Origin of the sequence: Ascidiimonas aurantiaca (assembly GCF_037646345.1) — a bacterium.
Classification (GTDB): domain Bacteria; phylum Bacteroidota; class Bacteroidia; order Flavobacteriales; family Flavobacteriaceae; genus Ascidiimonas; species Ascidiimonas aurantiaca.
This window is the reverse complement of record NZ_JBBEWR010000001.1, coordinates 484,122-508,875: the sequence shown is the minus strand read 5'-3', so window position 1 is coordinate 508,875 and position 24,754 is coordinate 484,122. Positions and strand designations below refer to the sequence as shown.

The window sequence follows — 24,754 nt, the reverse complement described above, 5'->3', positions numbered from 1 at the left end:
CACATATCGAAACATTTTTTCCTAAAAAAAAGATTAAAATTGTTTGACAGGAACCTTTTTTTGATTAATTTTATTCGTGAATATACAACTAAAATAATGCATATGATATAACAACTACTTCTTTCCTTTACATAAACCCTATTTGAACATCCCTTTGGATACATTTTTATTTTAACCCCAAAAAATAAAAATCATGAAACAGAGCCTACGCTTTATAGCATGGTTATTACCTTGTTTTTACTTGCTTTTGCCTATACAAACCGTTACTTCGCAACGGTTAAATGCGCCTGAGCTCTCTTTTACGTATGCTTGTGTCAGTGAAGATTTCAATACTTTTTATACTATACTCAGTTTTAGCGAACGCATTTTTAACAATGATAATACCTTTATCCTAGAGTTATCAGACGCAAACGGAAGTTTTGCAGACGCGCGGGTGCTGAGAACCATTTCAGATCAAAACTTTTCTTTTGACTTTGAAACCTCTTTTTCCTTTCCTATGGATGTTGCCGGAGAAGGCTATCGGTTGCGTGTCAGGGCTACATCTCCTCAAATGACAAGTCCTGCCACCCCTGCATTTCATGCATTTTATACCCCCAATGTAGAACTGGTTCTCAATAACTACAAAGATATTACAGTATGTGGAGGTGCTAATGCTACACTTACGCTAAATCATGACATATCTTCTTCCTATCATTGGTATAGAAATGGCCAGTTTTATATGGAAACCGGGAATAGCCTTACCATAACCGAATCCGGTGAGTATTATGTAGAACCTAATTTGGGCGATTGTACCGGAAATTTGTATTCAAATATTGTGGTAGTAAACTTTGGTGAAGAAATGAATGCATCCATTAACGGGCCCTCTGAAGTAGAGGTTTGCGAAAGCACTTCATATACTTTTGTAGCAGGTATTGACAATGAATTTCTGGATTACCGCTGGTTCCATAACGGTAAGAAAATAGAAGGATTGCCCACCTATATGCCCAAGCTGGAAGTTACTGTGGGCGAAGCTACATACGGTACATACACTCTTACTCTGGTAAATGAGGGTGGCTGTGTATCTACTTCTTCGGGAGTAACTTTAAAACCCCAGGAAAACTCTGTAACCGTTACCGCTTTGAGTCCGTTAGAGACTATTTTGTTAGGCGATACCAGTGTAAAACTTGCCGTAAGCAGTTCTGCCGGGAACAGTCGTGTGATCTGGTATAAGGATGATGAATTATATACCAGCTCCAGGTTTCTGGAGGTCGAAGTATCAGAACCCGGGACGTATTTTGCAAGAGTTACTGTAGAGGGTAGTTGTACCGGCGTTGTGGACTCTCCCGTTTTTAGAGTAGTAAGACCCGACTCAATAACTTCACGTATTGGCTATGCAAATACTTATGATGATTGTATAAATAGCACTGTGACTTTAGAAGTAAAAGAAATAAAAGCCTATGCAGGAGATATCGAAGTTTTAGTTCCCAGAACCCAATTTGCCCAGTTTAAATTTAGCTGGAGTGGTAATACAGGTTCGGAAGCAAAAGAAAGTGAATCGCTTTACATAGCATCTTTTGAAGAAAACGGGGTGTATTCCGTTAAAGTGACTTATGATGAGCTCATTACAGAAAGTAATACCTTAAAAGTACAATTGCGTATTCCCGAACCGTCTCTCATTGCTGATAATGAAGTTATCTGTTCCAACGGCGGGGAAACACGTCTTTCGACCCCGTTTTACCAGGGAGCGTTATATGCCTGGTACTATGAAGGTACCGAGCTTACAGACGCTACCGGTTCTGAAATTAGCGCTTCTAAGCCCGGAACATATTTTGTAAAAGTATTACTTAATGGTTGTACCGTTACTTCTGAGGAAATTACTATTTACCCGGTTAACGATGCACTGGTTACCGTATTCCCTGATACAGAAGTATTTATTACTTCCAACAGCCAGGAACTGGTTAGTGCTTCAGGAGCAGATTCTTATATATGGAAAAATGATGGCGGGTTAATCTTATCATCTACTGATACATTTACGGCGTCTGAAGAAGGCATATATTATCTACACGCAATGATTGATGGGTGTGAAATTGTAAAAACCATTAAGGTAGGTATATCCGATGTGACCGAAGTCCCCAATATAATAACGCCCAATCAGGATAATATAAATGATACCTGGGTATTACCGGCCAGATTTATAAATGATCCCGATGTACAGGTTACCATATGCGATACCTACGGTACCCCGGTACTGCGCACCAAACAATATCAAAACAATTGGCCCGAAACATCGGCAGGCCCCCAGGAGGCTGATGCGGCTATTTTTTATTATTTTATTGAGAAAAACGGAAAAGCCCTGAAAAAAGGGTCAATAACGGTTGTTAACCGATAGTATTTATTCCTAAGTTTGCTGCATGCTCAAAAAACTTATCATTATACTTATGACTGGTTTTTTTATGGTTGTCAATGCGCAGCAGCAATCGGTGTTGCCTGTTGACTGGCGACAGCATAATCTTACCAAATACAATACCAACCTTTTTAATCCGGCACTTTCATTTATTCATAACGAAGGTATGAACCTTGGCCTTTGGGGACGTGTACAATGGGTAGGTGTAGAAGATTCTCCCCGTACCTATCTCGTAAATTATAATGGAAGAGCGGGAGAGAAGTCTGGTGCGGGACTCGCACTTTTTCAGCACAATATCGGCCTTTTTATTGATTCAGGATTATTGGCTAATTATGCCAGGGGCATACAACTGGGCAGAGAATCCTGGTTAACCTTTGGTATCAACCTTATTGCCTTTAGACGCGGACTTAACCAGGGGAATTTTATTACACCCGAACCAGATCCCATTATCCTTGAGAGTAAAGATGATATTATCATGGCCGTGATGCCGGGGATTACTCTTACTTTAGGGAATTTTAACCTGGGGGTTACCTCAGAAAACCTTTTTGATTATAACTTCTCTGAAGCTACACAGCAAACAGATTTTAGTGACAAAATATTTTTAGGACATGCCAGTTATGATTTTCAATTACCCGACAGGTCTGATACCTGGAAAGGTTCTTTTCTTAGGGCCACAGCATATAGCAAGACCATTCCCGACCAGGATCTTCAATACGGGATGACAGCCCTTATGAATGTTCCCCGATACGGATGGCTGCAGGCAGGGTATAATAATTTTTACGGAGTTTCCGGCGGACTCGGGGCACAGGTGGCCCCGGGAATATCGCTGGGTTTTCTGGTAGAAACCGGTACACAGAATACCAACAGAGCTTTTGGAGCGACGTATGAAGTGGTCGCTGCCATAGAGTTTGGAAAGCGCAGTTACCGGCCGGAAACATCAACACGTTTTAAAGAAGGCCCCAAGCCTAAAAAACAACTGGAAAAAGAACGCGAAACATTGCGTGAAGAACAGGAAAAAGAAACGCAACGTCTGGCCAGAGAAAAAGAGGAAAACAAAAACACGCCTGCCCGTTCAGCAAATACACCTCCAGCCGGGAATATCCCTAAAATAGCAAAAGACTCGCTAAGCGCAGAAGCTATTGAAGATATGGATATTGAAATCCTGGAAACCTACCAGATCGATAAAAACTCTAACAAAGAAATACTGGGAAAAGTGTTTAAAGAAAACGCTCCCAACAGCAGATACAAAGCCGTAGAACGTATAGAAGGGGTACAATACGGGTTTTATTTAGTAGTCAATGTCTTTGCACAGAAAAAATATTTTGACCTGTTTATGAGATTACTATCAAGTCAGGGACTGGAACCAAAATATTTTTATAACGAAGAGAACAACTATTACTATGTATATCTTCGGAAATATGATAAATTATCAGATATTGAGCGTGACCGACGTACACAATACAACAGAAGATACACGGGAGAAACATGGATATTGTGGGTACGGAGAAATTAAAACAAAGGCATAAACCTTTTGTTTAATATGAATACCATAATAGATTATAATTTAGTATTTTATAAATAATCATCACTTCTGTCCATAGCAGCCATGATATCTTTTACATCCTCATGTGGGCTCGTAAGTTTGCGTTTGGAAAGATCCAGAAAACCACCTTCAACACGAATAGTCGCAGCCAGAGATCGATTTTCTTTAAAAACCTGATGTATGATGACCCAACGGGTTGAATCTTCAGAAATATAAGCTGCTCTGCAATCAACAGAAATTGTTTCGTGAAGTGTTACTTCTTTTAAGTAGGTACTGGTTACTTTTAAAATAACAGGGCCGTAACCTTCCTCTATAAACCTTTTAAAATCATACCCTTTGGAGTGGAAATAAGCAACTCTGGTTTGATCTGCAAAATCTACATACACTGTATTTCGAAGGTGCATATAGGGATCAACATCTGCCCATTTTACTTTAAACTGTTCTTGGAAACTCATGTGTTTAGTGCAATACTTTTGCCGGAAGTAAAAACTAGGTTTTTAGCTGGTTTATGATCATTTTATCAATGGTATCCATAGTTTCTTTAAGGTAAACAGGATCATTCATGGTAACAGTAAAAAACACAGCACCCTGTATCATAATGAATATTTGCCTGGCAAATACATCTGCTTTTAAATAGGGCCATATTTCTCCTTTTACTTTGCCGTCTTTAATAATCTCTTCAATTTGATCCTGCAATATTTCAATTACCTGTTGTACCTTTTCCGTAAGCCGGGCATTTTGCATATGGGCATCTACTCCTACATTTAACACAGGGCACCCGCCCAATTCCTTTGTGTAGTCTCCGTAAAAACGGTAAAAGTTAGTTAATATGAACAATTGTTGAATGGCAGAAGAGGTAGTTTTTAAACGATTGGATATTTTTGAAAGCAACTTATGTACATTATGATTAAATGCAGCAAGAGCCAACTCTTCCTTATCCCGGAAGTTACCATATACGGCGCCTTTGGTTAGACCGGTAGCCTCGGTAATATCACTGAGGCTGGTGGCAGCATATCCTTTTTTATTGAAAATAGGGGCTACGGTTTCCAGAATAAAAGTACGGGTTCTTTCGGCTTTACCACTCAAAACTATTGTATTTATGTCAAATATATTAAAATTATACTATTTGGTATAAGAACTGGTAAATTGTTTATAAACAAGGAGTTGATAACAAAAAAAGCCGGAAAGTATGTTTTCCGGCTTTAAGTGCATATGTATTGATTAGTAGTTTGCCAGATCCGTCTGGTTTCTGAATACCAGTTGGTCATCAAATGCATCTAACAAAATAATACTGTCTGTAACAATTTTACCACTGAGTATTTCTTTTGACAATGCATTGAGCACTTCTTTCTGAATAACCCGTTTCACCGGCCTGGCTCCATACTGAGGATCAAAACCCCGGGTGGCCAGATATTGGATGGCTTCCTGTGTAGCATCTAATGTAATTTGCTGTTTTTCTAACATTTGGGTTACATTCTTGAGTTGCAATCCAACAATCTCCTTTATATCATTGGTCGTAAGCGGTGTAAACATGATAATATCATCAATACGGTTCAGGAATTCAGGCCTAACCGTTTGTTTTAACAGTCCCAGCACCTCTATTTTAGCACTTTCTGTAGCAGTATCCATATCTTTTACTGCTTCAAACTTTTCCTGAATAATATGACTCCCCATATTACTGGTCATAATTATGATCGTATTTCTAAAGTCTGCTAAACGTCCTTTATTGTCCGTGAGCCTTCCTTCATCCAATACCTGTAACAGTATATTAAAGGTATCGGGATGTGCTTTTTCAATCTCATCCAGAAGCACTACCGAATAGGGTTTTCTTCTAACGGCTTCGGTGAGTTGCCCACCTTCATCATATCCTACATATCCCGGAGGTGCTCCCACCAGCCTGCTAACTGCATGACGCTCCTGGTATTCACTCATATCTATTCGGGTCATGGCGTTCTCATCATCAAAAAGATAGGAGGCGAGGGTTTTTGCTAATTCTGTCTTTCCTACTCCGGTAGTTCCAAGGAACAGAAAGGATCCTATGGGGCGTTTAGCATCCTGTAAGCCGGCGCGGCTACGTCTTATAGCATCAGACACTGCGGTAATAGCTTCTTCCTGGCCAATGACTCTTTTGTGGAGCTCTTCTTCCAGTTTGAGGAGTTTTTCACGTTCACTCTGTAACATTTTTGTTACCGGAATACCGGTCCATTTGGCAACTACTTCGGCTATATCTTCATTTGTAACTTCTTCTTTGATCAAGGAACTTCCGCCTTGTTGTTGAGAAGACAGTTCTCCTTGTAAAGTATCCAGTTTTTCCTGGGCCTCTTTTATCTTTCCATAGCGAAGTTCGGCTACTTTACCATAATCGCCCTCTCTTTCGGCCCTGTCAGCTTCTATTTTATAATTTTCAATGGCTTCTTTAGTATTCTGAATAGTATCTACTATTTCTTTTTCTCCTTGCCATTTGGCAAATATTTCATTGCGTTCTTCTTTCAGATTGGCCAGATCGGCATTTAAAGAGCGTACTTTTACCTCATCGTTTTCGCGTTTTATGGCTTCTATCTCTATTTCGAGCTGCATGATCTTACGGTCCAGCACATCTAGTTCTTCGGGTTTTGAATTGATCTCCATTCGCAATTTGGAAGCAGCTTCATCCATAAGGTCAATAGCTTTATCCGGTAAGAAACGATTGGTGATGTATCGCTGTGAGAGTTCTACTGCAGCAATAATGGCTTCGTCTTTAATACGTACTTTGTGGTGGGTTTCATATTTTTCCTTTATACCTCTCAAAATGGAAATAGCACTTTCGGTATCAGGCTCGTCCACCATTACTTTTTGAAAACGTCTTTCTAAAGCCTTATCTTTTTCAAAGTATTTTTGATATTCATCGAGAGTAGTGGCTCCAATAGCTCTCAGTTCACCCCGGGCCAATGCAGGTTTCAAGATATTAGCTGCATCCATGGCACCTTCACCGCCTCCGGCTCCTACCAGCGTATGGATCTCATCTATGAACATTACTATGTTTCCATCAGATGAAGTAACTTCTTTCACTACTGATTTAAGACGCTCTTCAAACTCACCTTTGTACTTGGCACCTGCAATAAGTGCACCCATGTCCAGTGAGAATATTTGTTTGTCCTTTAAATTTTCGGGAACATCTCCTTTTACAATACGATGCGCGAGTCCCTCGGCAATAGCTGTTTTACCTACACCGGGTTCTCCTACTAACATAGGGTTATTTTTGGTTCTCCTTGAAAGTATTTGCAATATTCTGCGTATTTCTTCATCTCTTCCAATTACAGGGTCGAGTTTACCTTCATTGGCCAGATGATTAAGGTTTTTTGCATACTTATTAAGTGCGTTATAGGTTTCTTCAGCGCTTGCAGAAGTGACTCTTCCTCCTTTACGCAATTCAGTAATGGCAGCTTCGAGCTCTTTTTCTTTAACACCCTGGTCTTTTAGTATCTGGGCGATCTTACTATTTGATTTAAAAATGGCTAGTACGAGGTGTTCTATGGAAACATACTCATCGTTCATTTTTTTTGCAACTATGGAAGCCTCATTTAAAGAACTTGCTGCATTTCGTGAGAACATGAGCTCACCGCCGGAAACCTTAGCAAAACTATTGATGGTACTATCTAGTATTTGTTGTAAAAGGTTCAGGTTAACATTTAGTTTTTTTAATAAAAATGGCAGTACATTCTCATCTACTTCCAGAATGGCTTTAAAAACATGCTCATTTTCCACTTGTTGGTGGCCATAGCCTTGTGCAATTTGATGCGACCTCTGGAGAGCCTCCTGCGATTTTATGGTGAAATTATTTAAATTCATAGGTGTTTTTTTAAATTTATTTATTTTCTTTCAATTCTTGTTCCAACCTATTGATTAGGACAAAATGTCTCTTATTTTTTTAAAACATACGTCATAATGTCTGTTACATGTTTTATTTATCACACATTCATCTTTGAATACTGAGTTGTCATAGTTATTTTTGTTCTTTAGATCTTAATAAACTAAATAAATGGGATTTTTTACAAGAAAAAAGAAGGGTGAAGAGAAAGAAAAGGAAAATCCGCAATGGCGCTTACTGACATCACAAGAGCAGTTGGTGCAGATCATAGAAGACAGTCAAGAGATACCGGTTGGTATATTCAAGCATAGTACACGTTGCGGGATAAGCGGCATGGTTTTAAGAGGTTTTGAATCAGCCTGGCCCTGGAATGAAGAAAAGGTGCATTTATACCTTTTAGATTTGCTTAACCAGCGCGACCTCTCTAATTATATTGCTTCAGAATTGGGCGTATGGCATGAAAGTCCACAGTTTTTACTAATAAAAAAAGGGAAAGTAATTTATCATGCATCGCACGGGGCCATTACGGTTCCAGATGTAACCATGGCACTGGTTACTGATTAAGTCTGTTTTGTCTTAAAATAGCTTTTATACGTTGTTTTAGGTCCTCACCGGCATCATACACCATTTGTTCATTATTGGGAAAAGGTACGGCTACTACATTAATTAAGCGTAGTGCGGCTTCATCTAATGCCCTTTTGTCTCCGTCAAACTCTGCATATATATGTTCGAAAACAAATTCGCTGGATAACGGGTATGTATTTACAAGTTGGCGGGTTTGCAAGTCCCTAAAAAATACTTCTCCGGTTACCTGAACTGCTTTAAACTGTGTAAACTCGTAGTAATCGCAGGTAATAGTTCTAAAGTTATCTACTTTAATACGATTTCCCAGACTGTCTCTCACTTCATTGCCTTCATTGTCTAAAAGGTATTTCCAGCCGTCTTTTATTTGTTTTTCTCTAATTATCTGCTTTTCCCTTACCTGTTCTGGGCTTATGTTGATGTCTCTGAATATGAGATCCATTTCATAATCGTAATTAATGTCGTTACGCGGATTACTATGGTAAACTGTCCATAAGTCATTTACGCCATAAGTGTCAAAATTAAGCAGGGAAGCTTCCAGTCTTTCGGGCAGTACCATTTGTGTATCATTATGCAGGAGCACTTTTACAAAATCGGTACCTTTGCGATGTGCCTCTTCCATTTTTATACGTGTATCGCGAAAACCGGGATTTATCTCCTGTAAGTAAGCAAAATCATCATAGGCATTTCGAAAATCAAATTTTGAGTTTGCGTTTTGAAGTAGTTGCGAAGCATTGGCATATAAATAATCAGATAGCGCGCGTTTGACATCTACTATTTTGGAACTATAATTTTTAAACTTAAAAACGGCATCTCTGCCTGCATCCTGTAACCGTAGCGGCAACAAAGGCCGTATGCGCTCTTGTCTGTCATCAAGTGCGAGATACGTTTGGTAAATACGTTCCAGATTGGCGGGGTTATTGTCTTTTTTTAGAAATTCTATTTGCCTTTTATCTCTTTCGGTGACTTTGTTAAAAGCCTCTTCTAACTGATAAATGAAGGTTTGATTACTTCTTCGGGTTTTATTGTTCTGCAATTTTTTAATAGCAACGTTAATTGCTTTGTCATAATTACCGGAATTAAGTGCTTCCTGCGACCGTTTTGCAGAATTACATCCCCATGCAATGAGAGATAGGGCACATAGATAAAAAACAGTTTTTTTCATAATGGTCAGGTTTGTTATCGATCGGGATTCAAAGATAATGCCAAATTATTTTTTAATGGTGTGAAACAGCATCTTTGATAAATATAAAAACCGATATCAATGAGATATCGGTTTAGGAACGTTATATTTTTGAAAAAATTATTTTTCATCAAATGGAGGCAGCAATTTGGTAACTACTTCTCCAAAACCAATTCTTACATTTTCTTTTTGGCAAAAACCTCTGAAGGTAACCGTATCATAATCATTGATAAACTTACGTTCGGTTCCATCGTTCATTTTAATAGGCTTTTCCCCTTTCCAGGTAAGTTCAAGCATAGAACCGTACGAATCGGGAGTAGGACCTGAAATGGTACCGCTCCCCATCATATCACCACTATTTACTTTACACCCGTTTACAGTATGGTGGGCCAGTTGCTGAGCCATTGTCCAGTACATATATTTAAAATTAGAACGGGTAACCGTAACCGGCGTTCCGCCTTGTGGGGTGATATCTACTTCTAGGTGGATATCATAACTTTTCTGCCCTTCTACTTTAAGATAGGGAAGGGGTTCTGGCTCTTGCCTGGGGCTATCTGTTTTAAAAGGGTTTAGTGCATCCATAGTCACGATCCAGGGCGAAACAGATGAGGCAAAATTTTTAGAAAGGAAAGGTCCCAATGGTACATATTCCCACTTTTGAATATCCCGGGCACTCCAGTCATTGAACAGTACCATTCCAAAAATATAATCTTCGGCTTCTTCTACGGGTATAGGTTCTCCGAGTGAATTGGCATCGGTAGTAATGAAAGCCATTTCCAGTTCAAAATCTACCAGTTTGGAAGGGCCAAAAACAGGCGTGTCCTGCCCGGCCGGAAGCGTTTGCCCTTTAGGTCTGTGAATATTTATACCAGAAGGCACAATGGAAGAGCTTCTTCCGTGATATCCCACCGGAATATGGAGCCAGTTTGGCAGAAGTGCATTATCCGGGTCTCTGAACATGCTGCCTACATTGGTAGCGTGCTCTTTACTGGAATAAAAATCGGTATAATCTCCTATATGTACCGGCAACTGCATTTCAATTTCATCCATTGTAAATAATACGATTTTACAATGTTCTTCATTATCGCGAAGGTCCGGATTATCAATATCAAAAATATCCCCAATACGGTTTCGCACCAGTCTCCAGGTTTTTTTTCCGTCCGATATAAAATCGTTTAAGGAGTCTTGTAAAAATATATCATCAGTTAAAGGAATACCCTTAAAATACCCAAGTTGATGCAATGCCCCCAGGTCTATAGCATAGTTACCTATACGGGTACCTATGGTTATTACATCGTCCCTCGTAAGGAACACACCAAAGGGAATATTCTGAATAGGAAAATCCGAATCTTTCTCTACCTGTATCCATGATTTCCTATTGGGGTTGTTAGTAGCATGTGGCATGATCAAAAATTTTAAATAAAAACAATATTATGAATAAAATGGTACGGAAACGAATAAATTAAGCATTTTTTAAATATTGCGTCCTGTCTGCGATTGCCGTGTGAAAAACTTGTTAGTATTATTCGTTTTGGGAGGGATTGGATACCATGTTTTTTTATAAATTCGCATTGTATCTGCCGGTACAAATAAACTTTTTTTCCAAAATACAGATAATGAAAAGAGACGAACAGATATTCGAACTTATAGAAGCTGAAAAAGAACGTCAATTATACGGGATTGAATTAATTGCTTCTGAAAACTTTGTAAGTGATCAGGTAATGGAAGCTATGGGTTCTGTCCTTACTAATAAATATGCAGAGGGATATCCTGGAAAACGTTACTACGGAGGATGTGAGGTGGTAGATGAAGTAGAAAATATAGCCATTGACCGGGCCAAAACACTATTTGGTGCTGCCTGGGCCAACGTACAACCACATAGCGGCTCTCAGGCTAACACGGCTGTATATCACGCGTGTTTGCGACCGGGAGATAAAATATTAGGCTTTGACCTGTCGCATGGCGGACACCTTACGCACGGGAGCCCGGTTAATTTTTCAGGTAAATTGTACAATCCTGTTTTTTACGGAGTAGAAAAAGAAAGCGGAGTACTTAATTATAATACTATAGAAGAAATAGCGGTTAAGGAAAGACCCAAGCTCATTATTGCGGGTGCTTCGGCCTATTCAAGAGATATTGATTTTAAGCGGTTTCGGGAGATAGCAGACCAGGTGAATGCTATTTTACTGGCAGATATATCGCATCCGGCGGGCCTTATCGCTAAAGGAATACTAAACGACCCTTTGCCACATTGCCATGTTGTAACGACAACCACACATAAAACATTGCGCGGCCCCAGAGGTGGAATGATACTAATGGGAAAAGATTTCCCCAACCCTTTTGGTATAACTCTTAAAAACGGTGATCCCAGAAGTATGTCGAGTCTTTTTGACAGTGCTGTTTTTCCGGGGAACCAGGGCGGTCCTTTAGAACATGTAATAGCTGCCAAAGCTGTGGCCTTTGGAGAAGCTCTTACTGATGAATTTCTTCATTATATACTACAGGTACAGAAAAATGCCAAAGCTATGGCCAAAGCATTTATGGATAAAGATTATCATATTATAAGTGGTGGCACTGATAATCATATGATGCTTATAGACCTTAGAAATAAAAACATATCCGGGAAACAGGCGGAAGCCGTATTGGGGAAAGCTCATATTACCGTTAATAAAAACATGGTTCCTTTTGATGATAAATCTCCTTTTGTAACCAGTGGAATTCGTGTGGGGACGGCAGCTATTACTACCAGAGGGCTTAATGAAAGTGATATGCAGGCAATTGTAGATCTTATGGATGAAGCACTTACCCATCCTGAAGATGACAGCAGACTCGAATCGATATCAAATCATGTGTACCGATTGGTTTGTGAAAGACCTTTGTTTAAGGTATAAGACTGCTTCACTGTAACACTAAAGGAAAACGTAATTATATACATTGGTATGTAAGCCGGATTAATTATTATGGGCAGTTATACTTTCAAAAGCACCCAGATCGGGAGATGCTGTTCGGGTTACACCCAGTATATCCAAAGGTACTTCATTAGCAACAGACACATCGCCACGGGCAATAGCAGCAGAATTTTCTCCTATTCGAAAATCATGGATTCGCGTGTTTAAGAAATCAGGGTCTTCATTAAGAAAAATATTCTCATATAAGGTAACATTGGAAAAGTCAAAACGAGGGTCATCGGTAAAGCGACCACTAAAATCATTAAACCTGATCAAACAATGATCTAATTTATAGTTCAGGGTATTTTCTGCCACACCATCGGCAAAAAACTCAAGATCATTGCTGCCATAAATAATACAGTTCTCAAACAGGGCCGCTTCCAGGTCGTTGCTAATAATGTTATTATTCCCCAGGTCAACAAAATTATCAACTAAAACTGCAGGAAATTCTCTAAAACCGTTGCGCCAGTAATTGGCAAACGTACTGTGTTTAAATTGATAGCGTCCTCCTGAATTTCCATAAAAGGAGAGTTGTCCGGCATTGCCTACCACCAGGTTCTCTCCGTATATAGATGCATTTCTACCCCAGAGCCCTACATTAGAGGCGTTGTGTATCTGGCTGTTTTTTATGGAAAGGGCAGGAGTACCTTCCTGGTTGGCATCTGTTAAGATGCCAACGGTTGCATTTTTGATGGTAAGGTGATTAATTTGGTGATCGGTACTGCCGGTTGCCAGCCAAATTGTACCCCATTGACCGGGTATATCTGAAAATTCGGGTTCCAGGCGATCTCCTTCAAAAATCACCTCATTTTCCAACAATTCACGATCAGTACTCAATTCTCCGTTTATTACCAGTGAAGCATTGTTTCCAACCAACAGACCTGAATTTTCGTGAAAATGTACTCTTACTCCGGGTTCCATAGTAAGGGTATGGCCCGGACTCACGGCCGCATATCCATATACAACATAAGGCTTTTCATTAGTAAACAATAATTCATCCTCTTCCAGAAAAAATCCCTGAATACGTACTTCATTGCCGTTCTCATCAAGTCCCAGAGGTACCGTTTCTATCGTACCGTCATCAAAACGCTGCGGAAAAAGAAAAACGGCATCCTGTACAAGTGTTACCAGTGCTACTTCCTGTTGTCGTTCTCCCGAATCAAACTCTATGGCATCGTTATAGAGAAATTGTGTTCCCGTAGTGATAAATTCATCAATATCTACTGTAGTTTCTATAAATATAAAAATACTATCTTTTGCAAGGATCTCTATATTTTCAAATTCTTTACCGGCCACTCCATCAACATTAAGGCGATATCGGGATTCCTGTCCAAAGCCTAACCTAACAGTAGGAATACGAATATCGTTGTTACTTTGGTTGTAAACCCTTAAGGTATAGGTAGCTGATCCTACATTGGTGAAAACCGTATCGAGGAAAACCGTATCTCTTGAAAATTCAAGGTTCCCGTTGCTGGGTTCGGTTTCAAAATCTTTCCGGCAGGAACTCCATACAATGGCTATTGTGATTAAAAAAATATAGTACAGGTTTTTACTCATAATATAGTACGTACATGCATTGGTAAAAATAAAACTTTTAATGAATACACGCTGTTTTTTACCTATTGCCTGTGAGATATTGCATTTATGAAGCAAAAAAATGCATTATTTTCTCAGGAATTCTGGCCGGACGAAGGTTTTCCCTGTTTAACAGGCACCATGTGGTTTTGGCCTTTGCCAATAGTATTTCCCCGTCGCCACGGTACATCTCAACGATGCGTACTGAGGTAGCGCCCTGCGAGCCGGCTACATATGTTCTAACCAAAACCGTATCTCCTAAGAGGGCCGATTGTTTGTATTCGATAAAATGATCCAGCACTACCCATGCATATTTGGTTCTTTCCTCCTCAGAGATCAGATGTTCCCAATGATCACGGGCTACATCCTGCACCCATTGTAAATATGTTACATTATTCACATGTTGCATGGCGTCTAAATGTGCTTCTGTGACCATTATTTGTTTTTCATATACATTCATGCATCAATCTTTTTTCAAGAATTCTACTTCAAAGAGTTTATTCCAGTTTTTTCCTGTGAGAAAGAACGTTTTTCTTCCCGGATGATAGGCAATACCGTTAAGTACGTCTATCTCTTTGTGCTGTAATACTCTTTCTTTAAGGCTGCGGCCATCTACTACCCCAAGTAGGGCACCGGTTTTGGGATCTATAATCATAATCCCGTCATTTTGATAGCTGTTAGCATATATTTTGCCATTGGCAAATTCCAACTCATTTACTTTGGTGTAAACTTTTGCGTGCGATGTAATTTGTATATATCCCTCTTCCTGAAGCGTTTGGGGGTTAAGTATCCAGATCTTTTCAGTACCGTCACTTTTATATAAGTTTTGACCATCGTTACACAATCCCCAACCCTGCTTACTTTTATCATAGTTAAATGTACCTGTTTTTTTCATGGTATCCAGGTCATACATAAAGCCCACTCCATTTTGCCATGTAAGCTGATAGATCGTATTGTTCATAATACTTATACCTTCGCCAAAATAAGACTCATTCAGAGCTACTTCATTTAAAACTTTTCCTGTTTCAAAATCCAGTTTTCTCAAATAGGACTGGCCGTAACGGCCGGTGCCTTCATAAAGGGTATCATTTTCAAATTCTAACCCCTGGGTGTAAGCAGATATATCGTGCGGAAACTCATTCAATACCCGTATGGTATATACCTCGGGAGGCGTATTAGATAAAACGGTGATACTTTTACGAAGAATACCTTCCTTGCCATCACTGTATAGCTTTACTTCCAGCTTTTGAATACCCAAAGGAACGCTATCGAGAATCCACCTATCCTGTTGTATAGCTATTTTTTGCCCGTTAAGAAAGTACACAAGAGAATCAATAGAAGTGTTTTTTTGTTTTTTTAACGCTATGAAAACGGTATCGCCCTGCTGGAAAGATGTTTTTCCTTCGTTTAGATAGAGCTCCACTTTTTTAGCCAGATCAGAGTTTCCTCCGTTGCATGCTGTCAACAAAATGGTTAAGAAACTTAAGACGAGTGTTTTAAAGAAGTTCATTTTTCAAAAGGTTAGGAGAGCAATTTAACCAACTAATTTAAGATTAAAAAATGCTTGACAAAACTTTAAAAGATCGTATATTTGCGCCGGCAAGTCCTGCACGACCAGCTCCTGCAGAATCCCCCAGGGCGGGAACGCAGCAAGGGTATGCGGTTGTAGCGGTGCGATGCAGGTAGCTTGCCTTTTTTATTTTCTTCCTTTTATCATTTTCCTTTTTTATTGTTTCTTTGCAGCTTATAAAAAATAACAGAATATGCATAAGGTGGTTGTTATTACCGGCGGTTCTTCAGGACTAGGGAAAGCTATGGGGTGTTTTCTTCATGAAAAAGGATACCGCGTTTATGGCACTAGCAGGGATCCTGAAAAGTACAATGAAAAATTACCTTTCTCACTTATTTCTATGGATGTCAGAGATAAAGAATCTGTTGAAAAAGCGATTCAGAGTGTTTTACATAAGGAGAAGCGTATAGATATTTTGATAAATAATGCAGGTATAGGTATAACCGGGCCTGTTGAAGAGATCCCTTATGAAGAAATGGAAGCGGTGTTTAAAACCAATTTGTATGGTCCTGTTACCGTTATGAAAGCTGTCTTACCAGCTATGCGAATGCAAAAACAGGGACATATCATAAATATTACTTCTATAGCAGGATATATGGGGCTACCGTACCGGGGACTGTATTCGGCTACAAAAGGAGCGCTGGAATTGGTTACTGAAGCTTTGCGTATGGAAGTAAAAAGTTTTGGAATACACGTGAGTAATCTTGCACCCGGAGATTTTGCAACCAATATTGCTGCAGGGCGTTATCATGCACCGGCCATAGAAAATTCTCCTTATTATACATCATACAGTCACTCATTAAAATTAATGGACGAACATGTTGATGAAGGAGGAGACCCTATAAAGGTCGCCCGCAAAGTTTATAGAATAATAAATACCAAAAAACCCGGTATTCATTACAGGTCTGGAGCATTTATGCAAAAGTTATCAGTGGTACTAAAAAGAGTACTCCCGCCTAAATTTTTCGAGAAACTGCTTTGTAATCATTATAAATTGTAGCTTTGCAGACAAATTGCGCAACCAAATAATAATCTTTTACATGAAATTTTTTATTGATACAGCCAACCTTGACCAAATTCGCGAAGCACAGGCTTTAGGAGTCTTAGATGGTGTAACTACCAATCCGTCATTAATGGCTAAAGAAGGTATCACCGGAAAAAACAATATTCTTAAACACTATGTTGACATATGTAATATTGTGGACGGAGATGTTTCTGCGGAAGTAATTGCTACCGATTTTGAAGGCATGATCAGAGAAGGAGAGGAGCTCTCAGAACTACATCCTCAAATTGTGGTAAAGGTTCCTATGATTAAAGACGGGGTTAAGGCCATAAAATATTTTGCAGACAGGAGCATACGAACCAATTGTACATTGGTTTTTTCTCTTGGGCAGGCGCTTTTAGCGGCTAAGGCCGGTGCCGTTTATGTCTCTCCGTTTATAGGAAGACTGGATGATATTTCTACAGATGGTTTAAACCTTATATCTGAAATTAGAGAAGTATATGATAACTATGCTTTTGATACCCAGATACTGGCAGCATCTATTAGACATACGATGCATGTTATTCAATGTGCTAAAATTGGTGCTGATGTAATGACAGGTCCCTTGTCTTCTATTACAGGATTACTTAAACATCCGCTTACTGATATTGGATTGGAAAAGTTTCTGGAAGATTATAAAAAGGGAAATAAATAATAAGAATATATTATATTATACTTAAAAATAAAAAAAGCTTTGTTGTTAATCACAACAGAGCTTTTTTTATAATGATTTTACATTGTCCATAAAATCAGCTTCATTAATATTTCCAAAAGCATTGACAATAGTACCATCAGGATTGACAATGATCACTTTGTTAAGCCCTTCAATTACCAGTTTTTCACGTATTTCTTCAAAACTTTTACTGCGAAACTGTTTTGCGGTATCCAGTCCCATTCTTTCCAAAATATTCACCCAGGTGTCGTGATCTTCGTTAATATTGATACCTACAAAAGTGTATTCAGGGTATTTCTGTTCGAGTTTTTTTACTTTTTTATTAATATTGGCCATGTGATTTTTCTGGTTTAAGGACCAGAAATAATAAACGGTGGCTCCCTTAACCAGTGTTTCTGTGTTGGTAATTTGCCCGGAAGCTTTTACCAGTTGGACATTGGGAATAGGATTTCCTCTTTGAAGTTTCTTAATGGCACTAAAAACATAATTTATTTCTTCACCGTATTTGTTATCTGGTGAAAATTGTTCGTAAAGTGCAATAAACTTTTCGTTGTTAGAGGCGTCATGGTCTTTTCGCAAATACGAAAAAGCTGTGTTTCTAAAAAGGTTATCTCGTATTTCCTTGACTTTGATATTACCGTTAATAAGTTTGAGTTTGTGTAAATAAAAATGGAGCGTTGCGTTAGCTTCAGGTTTATCATCGGCGCAAAGATCCATACAGGTGGCATATGATAAATTATTAAAATACATATTCAAATAATTAACATAAGGGCCAAAATAGCTCAATCGTTCGTCGTTGTAGTTAAGTGTATTTCGATAAGCATAAAAGTGTTCGGGTAAACTCTCTACTTCATCATGGTGAAGTTTGTTTTTATGAATATAAGGGTAGATCTCTTTAGCATCGTAGTGAGGATAATCAATACCTGCTTTGGCTATGTTTTTGGCATTTTCCGAAAGATCAAAATTCAAAACAAGATTATCGTACAATTCAATTTTCATTTGTTTTAAAGAATCCATCTTTCTCACAAAATCTTCTGCCTCCAGGTCATAAAAGTCATAAACAAGTTTTTCTTCATCTTCATTTACCAGAAACATATCGATCATGAAGTTGTTTTTTTCGGCACCTTTACCGCTAAAAATAAGAGATTCATCAAAATCAAGTGTGTTTAAACGAAAAAGGATACTGTCGCCTTTTTCAATAAAAACGTATTGCATTTCAGGCACGTGCTCAAAGTGATACAATCCTTCATCAATAGTTTCAAGCTCTATCAAAAACCGGTTGTTATCGTCAAGCATAACAGAATCTACCACTTCATCATTCTTATAAAGTACCACATAAGGACTGTTGGGGTTCACAATTTCTCCTCCAAAATAGGTAGAAACGTCCTTAGAACTGTTCTCGCAGCTATACATTAAAAAAATGGTACTCGCTAAAAGCAAATATCTCATATATCTGTTTTAAATAAACAGCCGTCAATAAACGGCACATTTCGCATCCATAGCAAATCTAACAAAGCAAAGACAGCCATCGTGTTAACAGCTAGTTAAAATACCATTTAAAAGAAGTGAAAACAGAATGCTTTTCAAAATCATAATCCATTTCAATTTCTTACTTTTGCAGCGTTTAAAGAATTAAAGGCTATTTATATGTTGACGGTAACAAATCTTTCGGTTCAATTTGGAAAAAGAGTGTTGTTTGATGAGGTGAATGTAACTTTTGCTCACGGTAATTGTTACGGTATTATTGGTGCAAACGGAGCTGGAAAATCTACTTTTCTGAAAATACTTTCCGGAAAAATGGATGCTACTTCAGGGCACGTGCATTTGGAGCCAGGTAAGCGAATGTCTGTTCTGGAACAGGATCACTATGCATATGATAAGCATACCGTGCAGGAAACGGTTATTATGGGGAATAAACCCCTGTATGCTATTAAACAGGAAATGGATACTATCTATGCCAAAGAAAATTTTAGTGATGCCGATGGTGACCGGGTAGGAGAGTTACAGGTAAAGTTTGAAGAAATGAACGGGTGGAATGCTGAGAGCGATGCAGCCGCATTACTTTCCAATCTCGGTATTTCAGAAGATTTGCACTATACACTTATGAGTGACTTGGATTCGAAATTAAAGGTTCGTGTACTCCTGGCACAGGCTCTTTTTGGAAGCCCTGATGTGCTTATTATGGATGAGCCCACTAACGATCTTGATTTTGAAACCATAGCCTGGTTAGAGAACTTTTTAGCTAATTATGACCACACCGTAATTGTAGTTTCTCACGACCGGCACTTCCTGGATGCGGTTTGTACGCATATATCAGATATTGATTTTGGAAAAATTACACATTATACAGGAAATTATACCTTTTGGTATGAATCCAGCCAGTTAGCTGCCAGACAGCGGGCGCAACAAAACAAAAAAGCAGAAGAGAAAGCCAAAGAATTACAGGAATTTATCCAGCGATTTAGCGCCAATGTTGCTAAAAGTAAGCAGGCTACTTCACGAAAAAAAATGCTGGAAAAACTGAAGGTAGAAGAGATTAAGCCCTCCAGCAGAAGATATCCTGCCATTATTTTTGAACAGGAACGGGAGGCAGGAGATCAAATACTTAATGTAGATGGGCTCGCCAGTAGTATTGACGGCGAAATTCTTTTTCAGAATATAGATATCAATCTGGCCAAAGGGGACAAAGTGGCTCTTATTTCCAAAGATTCCAGAGCTACCACCGCATTTTACCAGATTGTAAACGGCCTTCAAAAGCCAGATGCCGGTAAATACCAGTGGGGTGTAACTACTATACAGTCGTATCTTCCGGTTGACAATTCAGACTTTTTTGATACGGATCTTACTCTGGTGGACTGGTTGCGCCAATGGTCTAAAACCGAAGAAGAACGCGAAGAAGTTTTTGTACGAGGTTTTCTTGGCAAAATGCTTTTTAGCGGCGAAGAGGCTCTTAAAACCGGAAAAGTACTGTCTGGGGGTGAAAAGGTACGTTGTATGCTTAGCCGAATGATGATGATACGAGCCAATGTTCTTATGCTTGACGAACCTACCAACCACCTCGATCTTGAAAGCATCACCGCCTTCAATAATTCACTCAAGAATTTTAAGGGTACTGTTATCTTCACTACGCATGATCATGAATTTGCACAAACTGTAGCAAACCGGATCATAGAATTAACCCCCGGGGGTATTATTGATCGTTATCTTACATTTGACGATTATATGCGAGATGCAGCTATTAAAGAACAGAGAAATAAAATGTATGCAATGGCTACTACCTAGTTAAGAAGTTAAAATATACCTTATAATAAAAAAATCCCGGAAAACAACCGGGATTTTTTATGAGTATTATATCTTGAGTTTACGCATTAAAATATTTACTGTTCCATATAGCATGGTTGAAGTTTTTGCCTAAAGCAAAACCATAAAACAAAACCACTCCTGCTATCGATTTGAACATAAAGAAATAGATTACCATATAATTGGAAAGCGATTGTTCTTTGGAAAAGAGCCCTGCGGGTATCATTTCGGTTAACAACCAGCTTATCAGAAAAATAAGAATCGTAAGATTTAAAAAGTTCTTAAAGGGTAGCATTAACCATTTGCGCAACGGGTGTAGATCGTTCCCCCACTTATGTACCAGGTAATAGTATTTATTCCCGAGAGGAACAAACAATAAGGGATCGTCTGCATTCTCGAGTTTAAACAACTTTGAAGGCGCCATGATCTTAAAGTTACCCAGTTGGGTATTATGTGTTTTTTCAAGTCTGGTTATCTCCAAAAGTGCTTCTTGAGGATATTTTCCTTTAAAATAACGGGTATCAAGAAAACGAAGACGGTAGTCTATACATATCTGTTTAATAGTATCTATATGGTATATTCTATCTGTATCCAGATCGTCAAAAATAAATTCATTAATACTTTTAGCAGTGGCAGTATGCCCCTCCAGGTTCTTAAGAATATTATCCTGTTTTCTGGTTTCTTCTTCGAGAATACTACGTACCTGTTCGAGGATCGATACTTGAGAGCGTTCAGCGCTTTGATAGCGTTGAAGTTTTTCTTCGATATTAGTCTTTTTCAACAACATTTTTCTCGTTTTTTGAGGTGAAGCCTTTCAAATTTAATGAAATAGGTCATAGAAATCAACTCATCTTATAAAAATGCTTTGTAATAGAAAAAGTGTTTAAGTAAATACGGTAAAAGCTGTGTTTGGCCAAGAAAAAAGTTAAACAGCATAATGGCTGTTACCGTAATTCTGCTCCTATTTGATTTTCAAAACTGGTTTGCAGCTTTCGCATCACCTTGTCGATATCTTTGTCGGTTAGTGTTCCCTTATCAGGTTGCAATGTAAAGCTAACTGCATAGCTTTTTTTACCTTCAGGCAGGTTATTACCTTCATACACATCAAAAAGGGTCACTTCTTTGAGAAGTCGTTTTTCGCTTTGAAGGGCCGTTTGATAAATATCTTTAAATTGGATGTCCTTGTTTACCAAAAGTGCAAAATCACGTTTTACTTCCGGAAACCTGGGGATATCTTCAAATTTTATATTTTGTTGTGCAAGGACCCTTAGTATATGATCCCAGTCAAAATCGGCATAGAATACCTCGTTTTTAACATCAAAGAACTGTCGTATTTTTTTACTAACGGTACCCATATCAACCAGTTTGTGCTTGCCGGATGAAAAGGAAAGCCCCTCTGAGATAAGGTCACTCTTTACCGGAGCCGATTTGATATTGGTAAAACCAAGTCGTTCAAGTACACGCATCACTACCGATTTGAAGTGAAAGAAGTCTCCGGGCTCTTCAGAAGTATTCCAGTGCTTTTCGGTTTTGTTCCCGGTCATAAACAAAGCCAGATGTTTCTTTTCTTCTTTTATATTCCCATTATACTGGTGGTACGTTTTGCCAAACTCAAAAAGGCGCAGGTTGGGTCTTTTTCGGTTTGTATTAAAAGCAATGGTTTCCATACCAGTAAACAATACCGATTGCCGTAAGGCAGACAGATCACCGCTTAACGGATTCATCATTGTGATCTGAGCCTCTTCGGTGATTTGCTCACTTAATGTAATATAATCGGGATTTGTCAGGGAATTATTAATAATCTCATAATAACCCAGAGCTACCAGGTTGTCGGCCACTATATTACTAATACGATCATCTGCAAAACGCACCGAATGTGAGATAGACGCATTTAATTTTTCGGTAACTGCAATGTTGTTATAGCCATATACTCTGAGAATATCTTCTATCACATCAGCCTCTCGTGTAACATCTACCCGATAGGAGGGAATGGTAAGGCCTATTCCCGTTTCGGTTACATTATTGATCTTAACTTCCAGTGAGGTAAGAATACTTTTAACCGTTTCTCTCGGGATTTCCTGGCCAACCAGTGAATTCACCTTTTCAAAGGTTAAAAAAACCTGATGATCTTCAATTTTTTTAGGAAATACATCTATAATATCGCTGGTCACTATACCACCTGCTACTTCCTGAATAAGTAAAGTGGCGCGTAGCATAGCGTATTTTACTGTATTAATGTCAATACCTCTTTCAAAACGAAATGAAGCATCTGTGCTAAGGGCATGGCGCTTGGCAGTTTTACGCACCGATACCGGATTGAAATATGCACTTTCTAAAAACACTTTGGTGGTTTTGCCGGTAACTCCTGAATTCTCTCCTCCAAAAACTCCGGCAATGCACAAAGGTTTCTCAGTATCACAGATCATGAGATCCTCATTGTGAAGTGTTCTTTCCACACCGTCCAGCGTGGTAAAGCGTGTTCCCTGGGGTAAGGTTTTAACCTGTATTTTATTGCCTTTAATAACTGAAGCATCGAAAGCGTGTAATGGTTGGCCCAATTCGTGTAAAACGTAATTCGTTACATCAACTATATTATTTTTAGGAGTAAGCCCTATAGCTGTAAGCCTGTTTTTGAGCCATTGTGGCGATTCCTTTACGGTAACATTAGATATTGTAACCCCGCAATAACGGGAGCATAACTCCTTATCCTGAATTTCAACATCTATCTTAAGCGTCCTGTTATCTACTTTAAAGCTGCTCACTGAGGGCGTGATCAATTCCAATGGCTTTTTTTGCTGTAAAAGCCCTGCTTTAAGGTCCCTGGCCACACCAAAATGGCTCATGGCATCAGCACGGTTAGGAGTAAGGCCAATTTCAAAAATATGATCGTTTTCTATTTCAAAAACATCGGCGCAGGGTGTTCCCGGTTGTAAACTGTTATCTAACACCATAATACCGTCATGGTTTGTACCAAGTCCCAATTCATCCTCAGCACATATCATCCCTTCAGATACTTCTCCCCGTATTTTTCCTTTTTTTATTTGCCAAGGCTCTCCATCTTTATCATAAAGTGTGGTACCTACTAAGGCGACCGCTACTTTTTGGCCTTCTTCTACATTGGGAGCGCCACAAACAATTTGAAGAATACGGTCGTTACCAATATCTACCGTAGTTACCTTCAGGCGGTCTGCGTTAGGATGCTTAATACAAGTAAGAACATTACCTACTACAATATTTTTTAGCCCTCCTTTTACCGATTCAAACGGAAAAATCCCCTCGATCTCCAAGCCAAGATTGGTAAGTAGTTCTGCTGTCTTTCCAGCTTCCCAGTCAATTTTGAGGAATTGCTTCAGCCAGTTATAAGAAATCTTCATATTTTGCCTCATTAGTTAGGAATGCGCAAATATAAGATAATGTACCTACTAAGGCAACACAGGCCTGGCAAGATTTTAATTATTAAAAAATGATTTTCTCAAGAGATATACACGTAATAGGAATACGATAAAAACGAGATTTATTAGACCTATGTTTTGTTTACAATTTGTTTTCCTGTACCGGCTTTTGAACATGCAAAAACCGTATAAAATTTCAAAAAATTAAAAGGTTTCAAAAAAGTCGGGAGTACTGCATCCCATCCTGCTACACAACATAACACTTCAAACCAAAGAGAGGTAAAAAAAAATCTCCTTTACACAACTATAATATTTTCGTATCCAGGTTATAGATTAATACAAGGAAGAACTGTAAAGTATATTCATGCCAGGGCTGCATAGTCCTGTTACAAATAAAAAAACACGAAGTAATTAGAATGAGTTTTCCGGGATGATCTCTGAATAATTAAAAGAATAGGTATGTACTAATAATCAAACATAAAAGCTCATCCTTGAGTTTGGGTAAATGGTACAAAAACGCCTATCTGTCCCTAACCATATAGGATTTTTCTTTATATAAGACACGTATTTATACGTGTGTTTTTTTGTAAAAAAAGATTTTGTACCAGATTTTTTTTCGTATATCTTCAAAAAATTTACGGTCAACCCGTAAAATTGGTTATATAACGATTTTTTTTTTAAGAAAACCAAGACACAAGTAAGTTTGTACCGTTATA

General features: G+C 38.7%; 18 protein-coding genes and 1 other RNA gene. 8 read left to right on the top strand and 11 right to left on the bottom strand.

The window, feature by feature from the left end; translation table 11 throughout:
• Positions 1 to 193: 193 nt before the first annotated feature.
• Together WAO84_RS02205 and WAO84_RS02200 are read left to right on the top strand one after the other, a co-directional pair.
• Complete coding sequence (locus WAO84_RS02205; RefSeq protein WP_340063387.1) at positions 194 to 2,368, top strand: T9SS type B sorting domain-containing protein; 2,175 nt, start codon at positions 194 to 196, stop codon at positions 2,366 to 2,368.
• A 22-nt stretch (positions 2,369 to 2,390) separates the two neighbouring features.
• Positions 2,391 to 3,896: a PorP/SprF family type IX secretion system membrane protein gene (locus tag WAO84_RS02200; RefSeq protein WP_340063386.1), complete on the top strand. Its 1,506-nt coding sequence runs from the start codon at positions 2,391 to 2,393 to the stop codon at positions 3,894 to 3,896.
• 59 nt (positions 3,897 to 3,955) lie between these two features.
• On the opposite strand, the gene WAO84_RS02195 is transcribed toward WAO84_RS02200, so the two are convergent.
• From WAO84_RS02195 to clpB, 3 genes are all read right to left on the bottom strand, one after another.
• Positions 3,956 to 4,381, bottom strand: coding sequence for an acyl-CoA thioesterase (locus tag WAO84_RS02195; RefSeq protein ID WP_340063385.1), 426 nt, complete (start codon positions 4,379 to 4,381; stop codon positions 3,956 to 3,958).
• A gap of 34 nt (positions 4,382 to 4,415) precedes the next feature.
• Positions 4,416 to 5,012, bottom strand: coding sequence for a TetR/AcrR family transcriptional regulator (locus tag WAO84_RS02190; protein WP_340063384.1), 597 nt, complete (start codon positions 5,010 to 5,012; stop codon positions 4,416 to 4,418).
• A 135-nt stretch (positions 5,013 to 5,147) separates the two neighbouring features.
• Positions 5,148 to 7,754: an ATP-dependent chaperone ClpB gene (gene clpB, locus WAO84_RS02185; protein ID WP_340063383.1), complete on the bottom strand. Its 2,607-nt coding sequence runs from the start codon at positions 7,752 to 7,754 to the stop codon at positions 5,148 to 5,150.
• Positions 7,755 to 7,944: 190 nt separating this feature from the next.
• Here clpB and ytxJ point away from each other — a divergent pair, with 190 nt between their 5' ends.
• The gene (gene ytxJ / locus WAO84_RS02180) at positions 7,945 to 8,337 is read left to right on the top strand and encodes a bacillithiol system redox-active protein YtxJ (protein ID WP_340063382.1); all 393 of its coding nucleotides are present in this window, start codon (positions 7,945 to 7,947) and stop codon (positions 8,335 to 8,337) included.
• Here ytxJ and WAO84_RS02175 read toward each other — a convergent pair.
• Positions 8,327 to 9,520: a hypothetical protein gene (locus tag WAO84_RS02175; RefSeq protein ID WP_340063381.1), complete on the bottom strand. Its 1,194-nt coding sequence runs from the start codon at positions 9,518 to 9,520 to the stop codon at positions 8,327 to 8,329. The two genes, ytxJ and WAO84_RS02175, sit on opposite strands and share 11 nt — an antisense overlap.
• 138 nt (positions 9,521 to 9,658) lie before the next feature.
• Positions 9,659 to 10,942, bottom strand: coding sequence for a fumarylacetoacetase (gene fahA / locus WAO84_RS02170; RefSeq protein ID WP_340063380.1), 1,284 nt, complete (start codon positions 10,940 to 10,942; stop codon positions 9,659 to 9,661).
• Positions 10,943 to 11,154: 212 nt separating this feature from the next.
• On the opposite strand from fahA, the gene glyA reads away from it, so the two are divergent.
• Positions 11,155 to 12,429, top strand: a complete 1,275-nt coding sequence (gene glyA / locus WAO84_RS02165) for a serine hydroxymethyltransferase (RefSeq protein WP_340063379.1) — start codon at positions 11,155 to 11,157, stop codon at positions 12,427 to 12,429.
• Between the two features lie 60 nt (positions 12,430 to 12,489).
• On the opposite strand, the gene WAO84_RS02160 is transcribed toward glyA, so the two are convergent.
• The 3 genes from WAO84_RS02160 to WAO84_RS02150 form a co-directional block, all read right to left on the bottom strand.
• Positions 12,490 to 14,043, bottom strand: a complete 1,554-nt coding sequence (locus WAO84_RS02160; protein ID WP_340063378.1) for a hypothetical protein — start codon at positions 14,041 to 14,043, stop codon at positions 12,490 to 12,492.
• An 85-nt stretch (positions 14,044 to 14,128) separates the two neighbouring features.
• Positions 14,129 to 14,521 (bottom strand): acyl-CoA thioesterase, encoded by a 393-nt coding sequence (locus WAO84_RS02155; RefSeq protein ID WP_340063377.1) that lies wholly within the window; start codon positions 14,519 to 14,521, stop codon positions 14,129 to 14,131.
• A gap of 3 nt (positions 14,522 to 14,524) precedes the next feature.
• A complete protein-coding gene (locus WAO84_RS02150; protein ID WP_340063376.1) occupies positions 14,525 to 15,571 on the bottom strand; it encodes a glutaminyl-peptide cyclotransferase in 1,047 nt (348 codons plus the stop codon).
• Between the two features lie 87 nt (positions 15,572 to 15,658).
• Between WAO84_RS02150 and ffs the strand changes: the two genes are divergently transcribed.
• The 3 genes from ffs to fsa all read left to right on the top strand — a co-directional run bounded on the left by ffs (position 15,659) and on the right by fsa (position 17,328).
• Positions 15,659 to 15,757: signal recognition particle sRNA small type (ffs, locus tag WAO84_RS02145), an RNA gene on the top strand.
• Positions 15,758 to 15,824: 67 nt separating this feature from the next.
• Positions 15,825 to 16,631 (top strand): SDR family oxidoreductase, encoded by an 807-nt coding sequence (locus tag WAO84_RS02140; protein ID WP_340063375.1) that lies wholly within the window; start codon positions 15,825 to 15,827, stop codon positions 16,629 to 16,631.
• A gap of 40 nt (positions 16,632 to 16,671) precedes the next feature.
• Positions 16,672 to 17,328, top strand: coding sequence for a fructose-6-phosphate aldolase (fsa, locus tag WAO84_RS02135; protein ID WP_340063374.1), 657 nt, complete (start codon positions 16,672 to 16,674; stop codon positions 17,326 to 17,328).
• A 66-nt stretch (positions 17,329 to 17,394) separates the two neighbouring features.
• On the opposite strand, the gene WAO84_RS02130 is transcribed toward fsa, so the two are convergent.
• Positions 17,395 to 18,795, bottom strand: a complete 1,401-nt coding sequence (locus WAO84_RS02130; protein ID WP_340063373.1) for a TlpA family protein disulfide reductase — start codon at positions 18,793 to 18,795, stop codon at positions 17,395 to 17,397.
• Positions 18,796 to 18,993: 198 nt separating this feature from the next.
• Here WAO84_RS02130 and WAO84_RS02125 point away from each other — a divergent pair, with 198 nt between their 5' ends.
• Entirely contained in the window at positions 18,994 to 20,628 is a 1,635-nt protein-coding gene (locus WAO84_RS02125; protein ID WP_340063372.1) for an ABC-F family ATP-binding cassette domain-containing protein, read from the top strand.
• A 79-nt stretch (positions 20,629 to 20,707) separates the two neighbouring features.
• Here the strand turns inward: WAO84_RS02125 and WAO84_RS02120 are convergent, their stop codons facing one another.
• Both WAO84_RS02120 and pheT read right to left on the bottom strand, forming a co-directional pair.
• A complete protein-coding gene (locus tag WAO84_RS02120) occupies positions 20,708 to 21,433 on the bottom strand; it encodes a hypothetical protein (protein ID WP_340063371.1) in 726 nt (241 codons plus the stop codon).
• A gap of 157 nt (positions 21,434 to 21,590) precedes the next feature.
• A complete protein-coding gene (pheT, locus tag WAO84_RS02115) occupies positions 21,591 to 24,020 on the bottom strand; it encodes a phenylalanine--tRNA ligase subunit beta (protein WP_340063370.1) in 2,430 nt (809 codons plus the stop codon).
• Between the last annotated feature and the right edge of the window lie 734 nt (positions 24,021 to 24,754).

Coding starts and splice junctions, on each gene's coding strand:
- WAO84_RS02205 (WP_340063387.1), top strand. CDS start 194: ATGAAACAGAGCCTACGCTTTATAGCATGGTTATTACCTTGTTTTTAC.
- WAO84_RS02200 (WP_340063386.1), top strand. CDS start 2,391: ATGCTCAAAAAACTTATCATTATACTTATGACTGGTTTTTTTATGGTT.
- WAO84_RS02195 (WP_340063385.1), bottom strand. CDS start 4,381: ATGAGTTTCCAAGAACAGTTTAAAGTAAAATGGGCAGATGTTGATCCC.
- clpB (WP_340063383.1), bottom strand. CDS start 7,754: ATGAATTTAAATAATTTCACCATAAAATCGCAGGAGGCTCTCCAGAGG.
- ytxJ (WP_340063382.1), top strand. CDS start 7,945: ATGGGATTTTTTACAAGAAAAAAGAAGGGTGAAGAGAAAGAAAAGGAA.
- WAO84_RS02175 (WP_340063381.1), bottom strand. CDS start 9,520: ATGAAAAAAACTGTTTTTTATCTATGTGCCCTATCTCTCATTGCATGG.
- fahA (WP_340063380.1), bottom strand. CDS start 10,942: ATGCCACATGCTACTAACAACCCCAATAGGAAATCATGGATACAGGTA.
- glyA (WP_340063379.1), top strand. CDS start 11,155: ATGAAAAGAGACGAACAGATATTCGAACTTATAGAAGCTGAAAAAGAA.
- WAO84_RS02160 (WP_340063378.1), bottom strand. CDS start 14,043: ATGAGTAAAAACCTGTACTATATTTTTTTAATCACAATAGCCATTGTA.
- WAO84_RS02155 (WP_340063377.1), bottom strand. CDS start 14,521: ATGAATGTATATGAAAAACAAATAATGGTCACAGAAGCACATTTAGAC.
- WAO84_RS02150 (WP_340063376.1), bottom strand. CDS start 15,571: ATGAACTTCTTTAAAACACTCGTCTTAAGTTTCTTAACCATTTTGTTG.
- WAO84_RS02140 (WP_340063375.1), top strand. CDS start 15,825: ATGCATAAGGTGGTTGTTATTACCGGCGGTTCTTCAGGACTAGGGAAA.
- fsa (WP_340063374.1), top strand. CDS start 16,672: ATGAAATTTTTTATTGATACAGCCAACCTTGACCAAATTCGCGAAGCA.
- WAO84_RS02130 (WP_340063373.1), bottom strand. CDS start 18,795: ATGAGATATTTGCTTTTAGCGAGTACCATTTTTTTAATGTATAGCTGC.
- WAO84_RS02125 (WP_340063372.1), top strand. CDS start 18,994: ATGTTGACGGTAACAAATCTTTCGGTTCAATTTGGAAAAAGAGTGTTG.
- WAO84_RS02120 (WP_340063371.1), bottom strand. CDS start 21,433: ATGTTGTTGAAAAAGACTAATATCGAAGAAAAACTTCAACGCTATCAA.
- pheT (WP_340063370.1), bottom strand. CDS start 24,020: ATGAAGATTTCTTATAACTGGCTGAAGCAATTCCTCAAAATTGACTGG.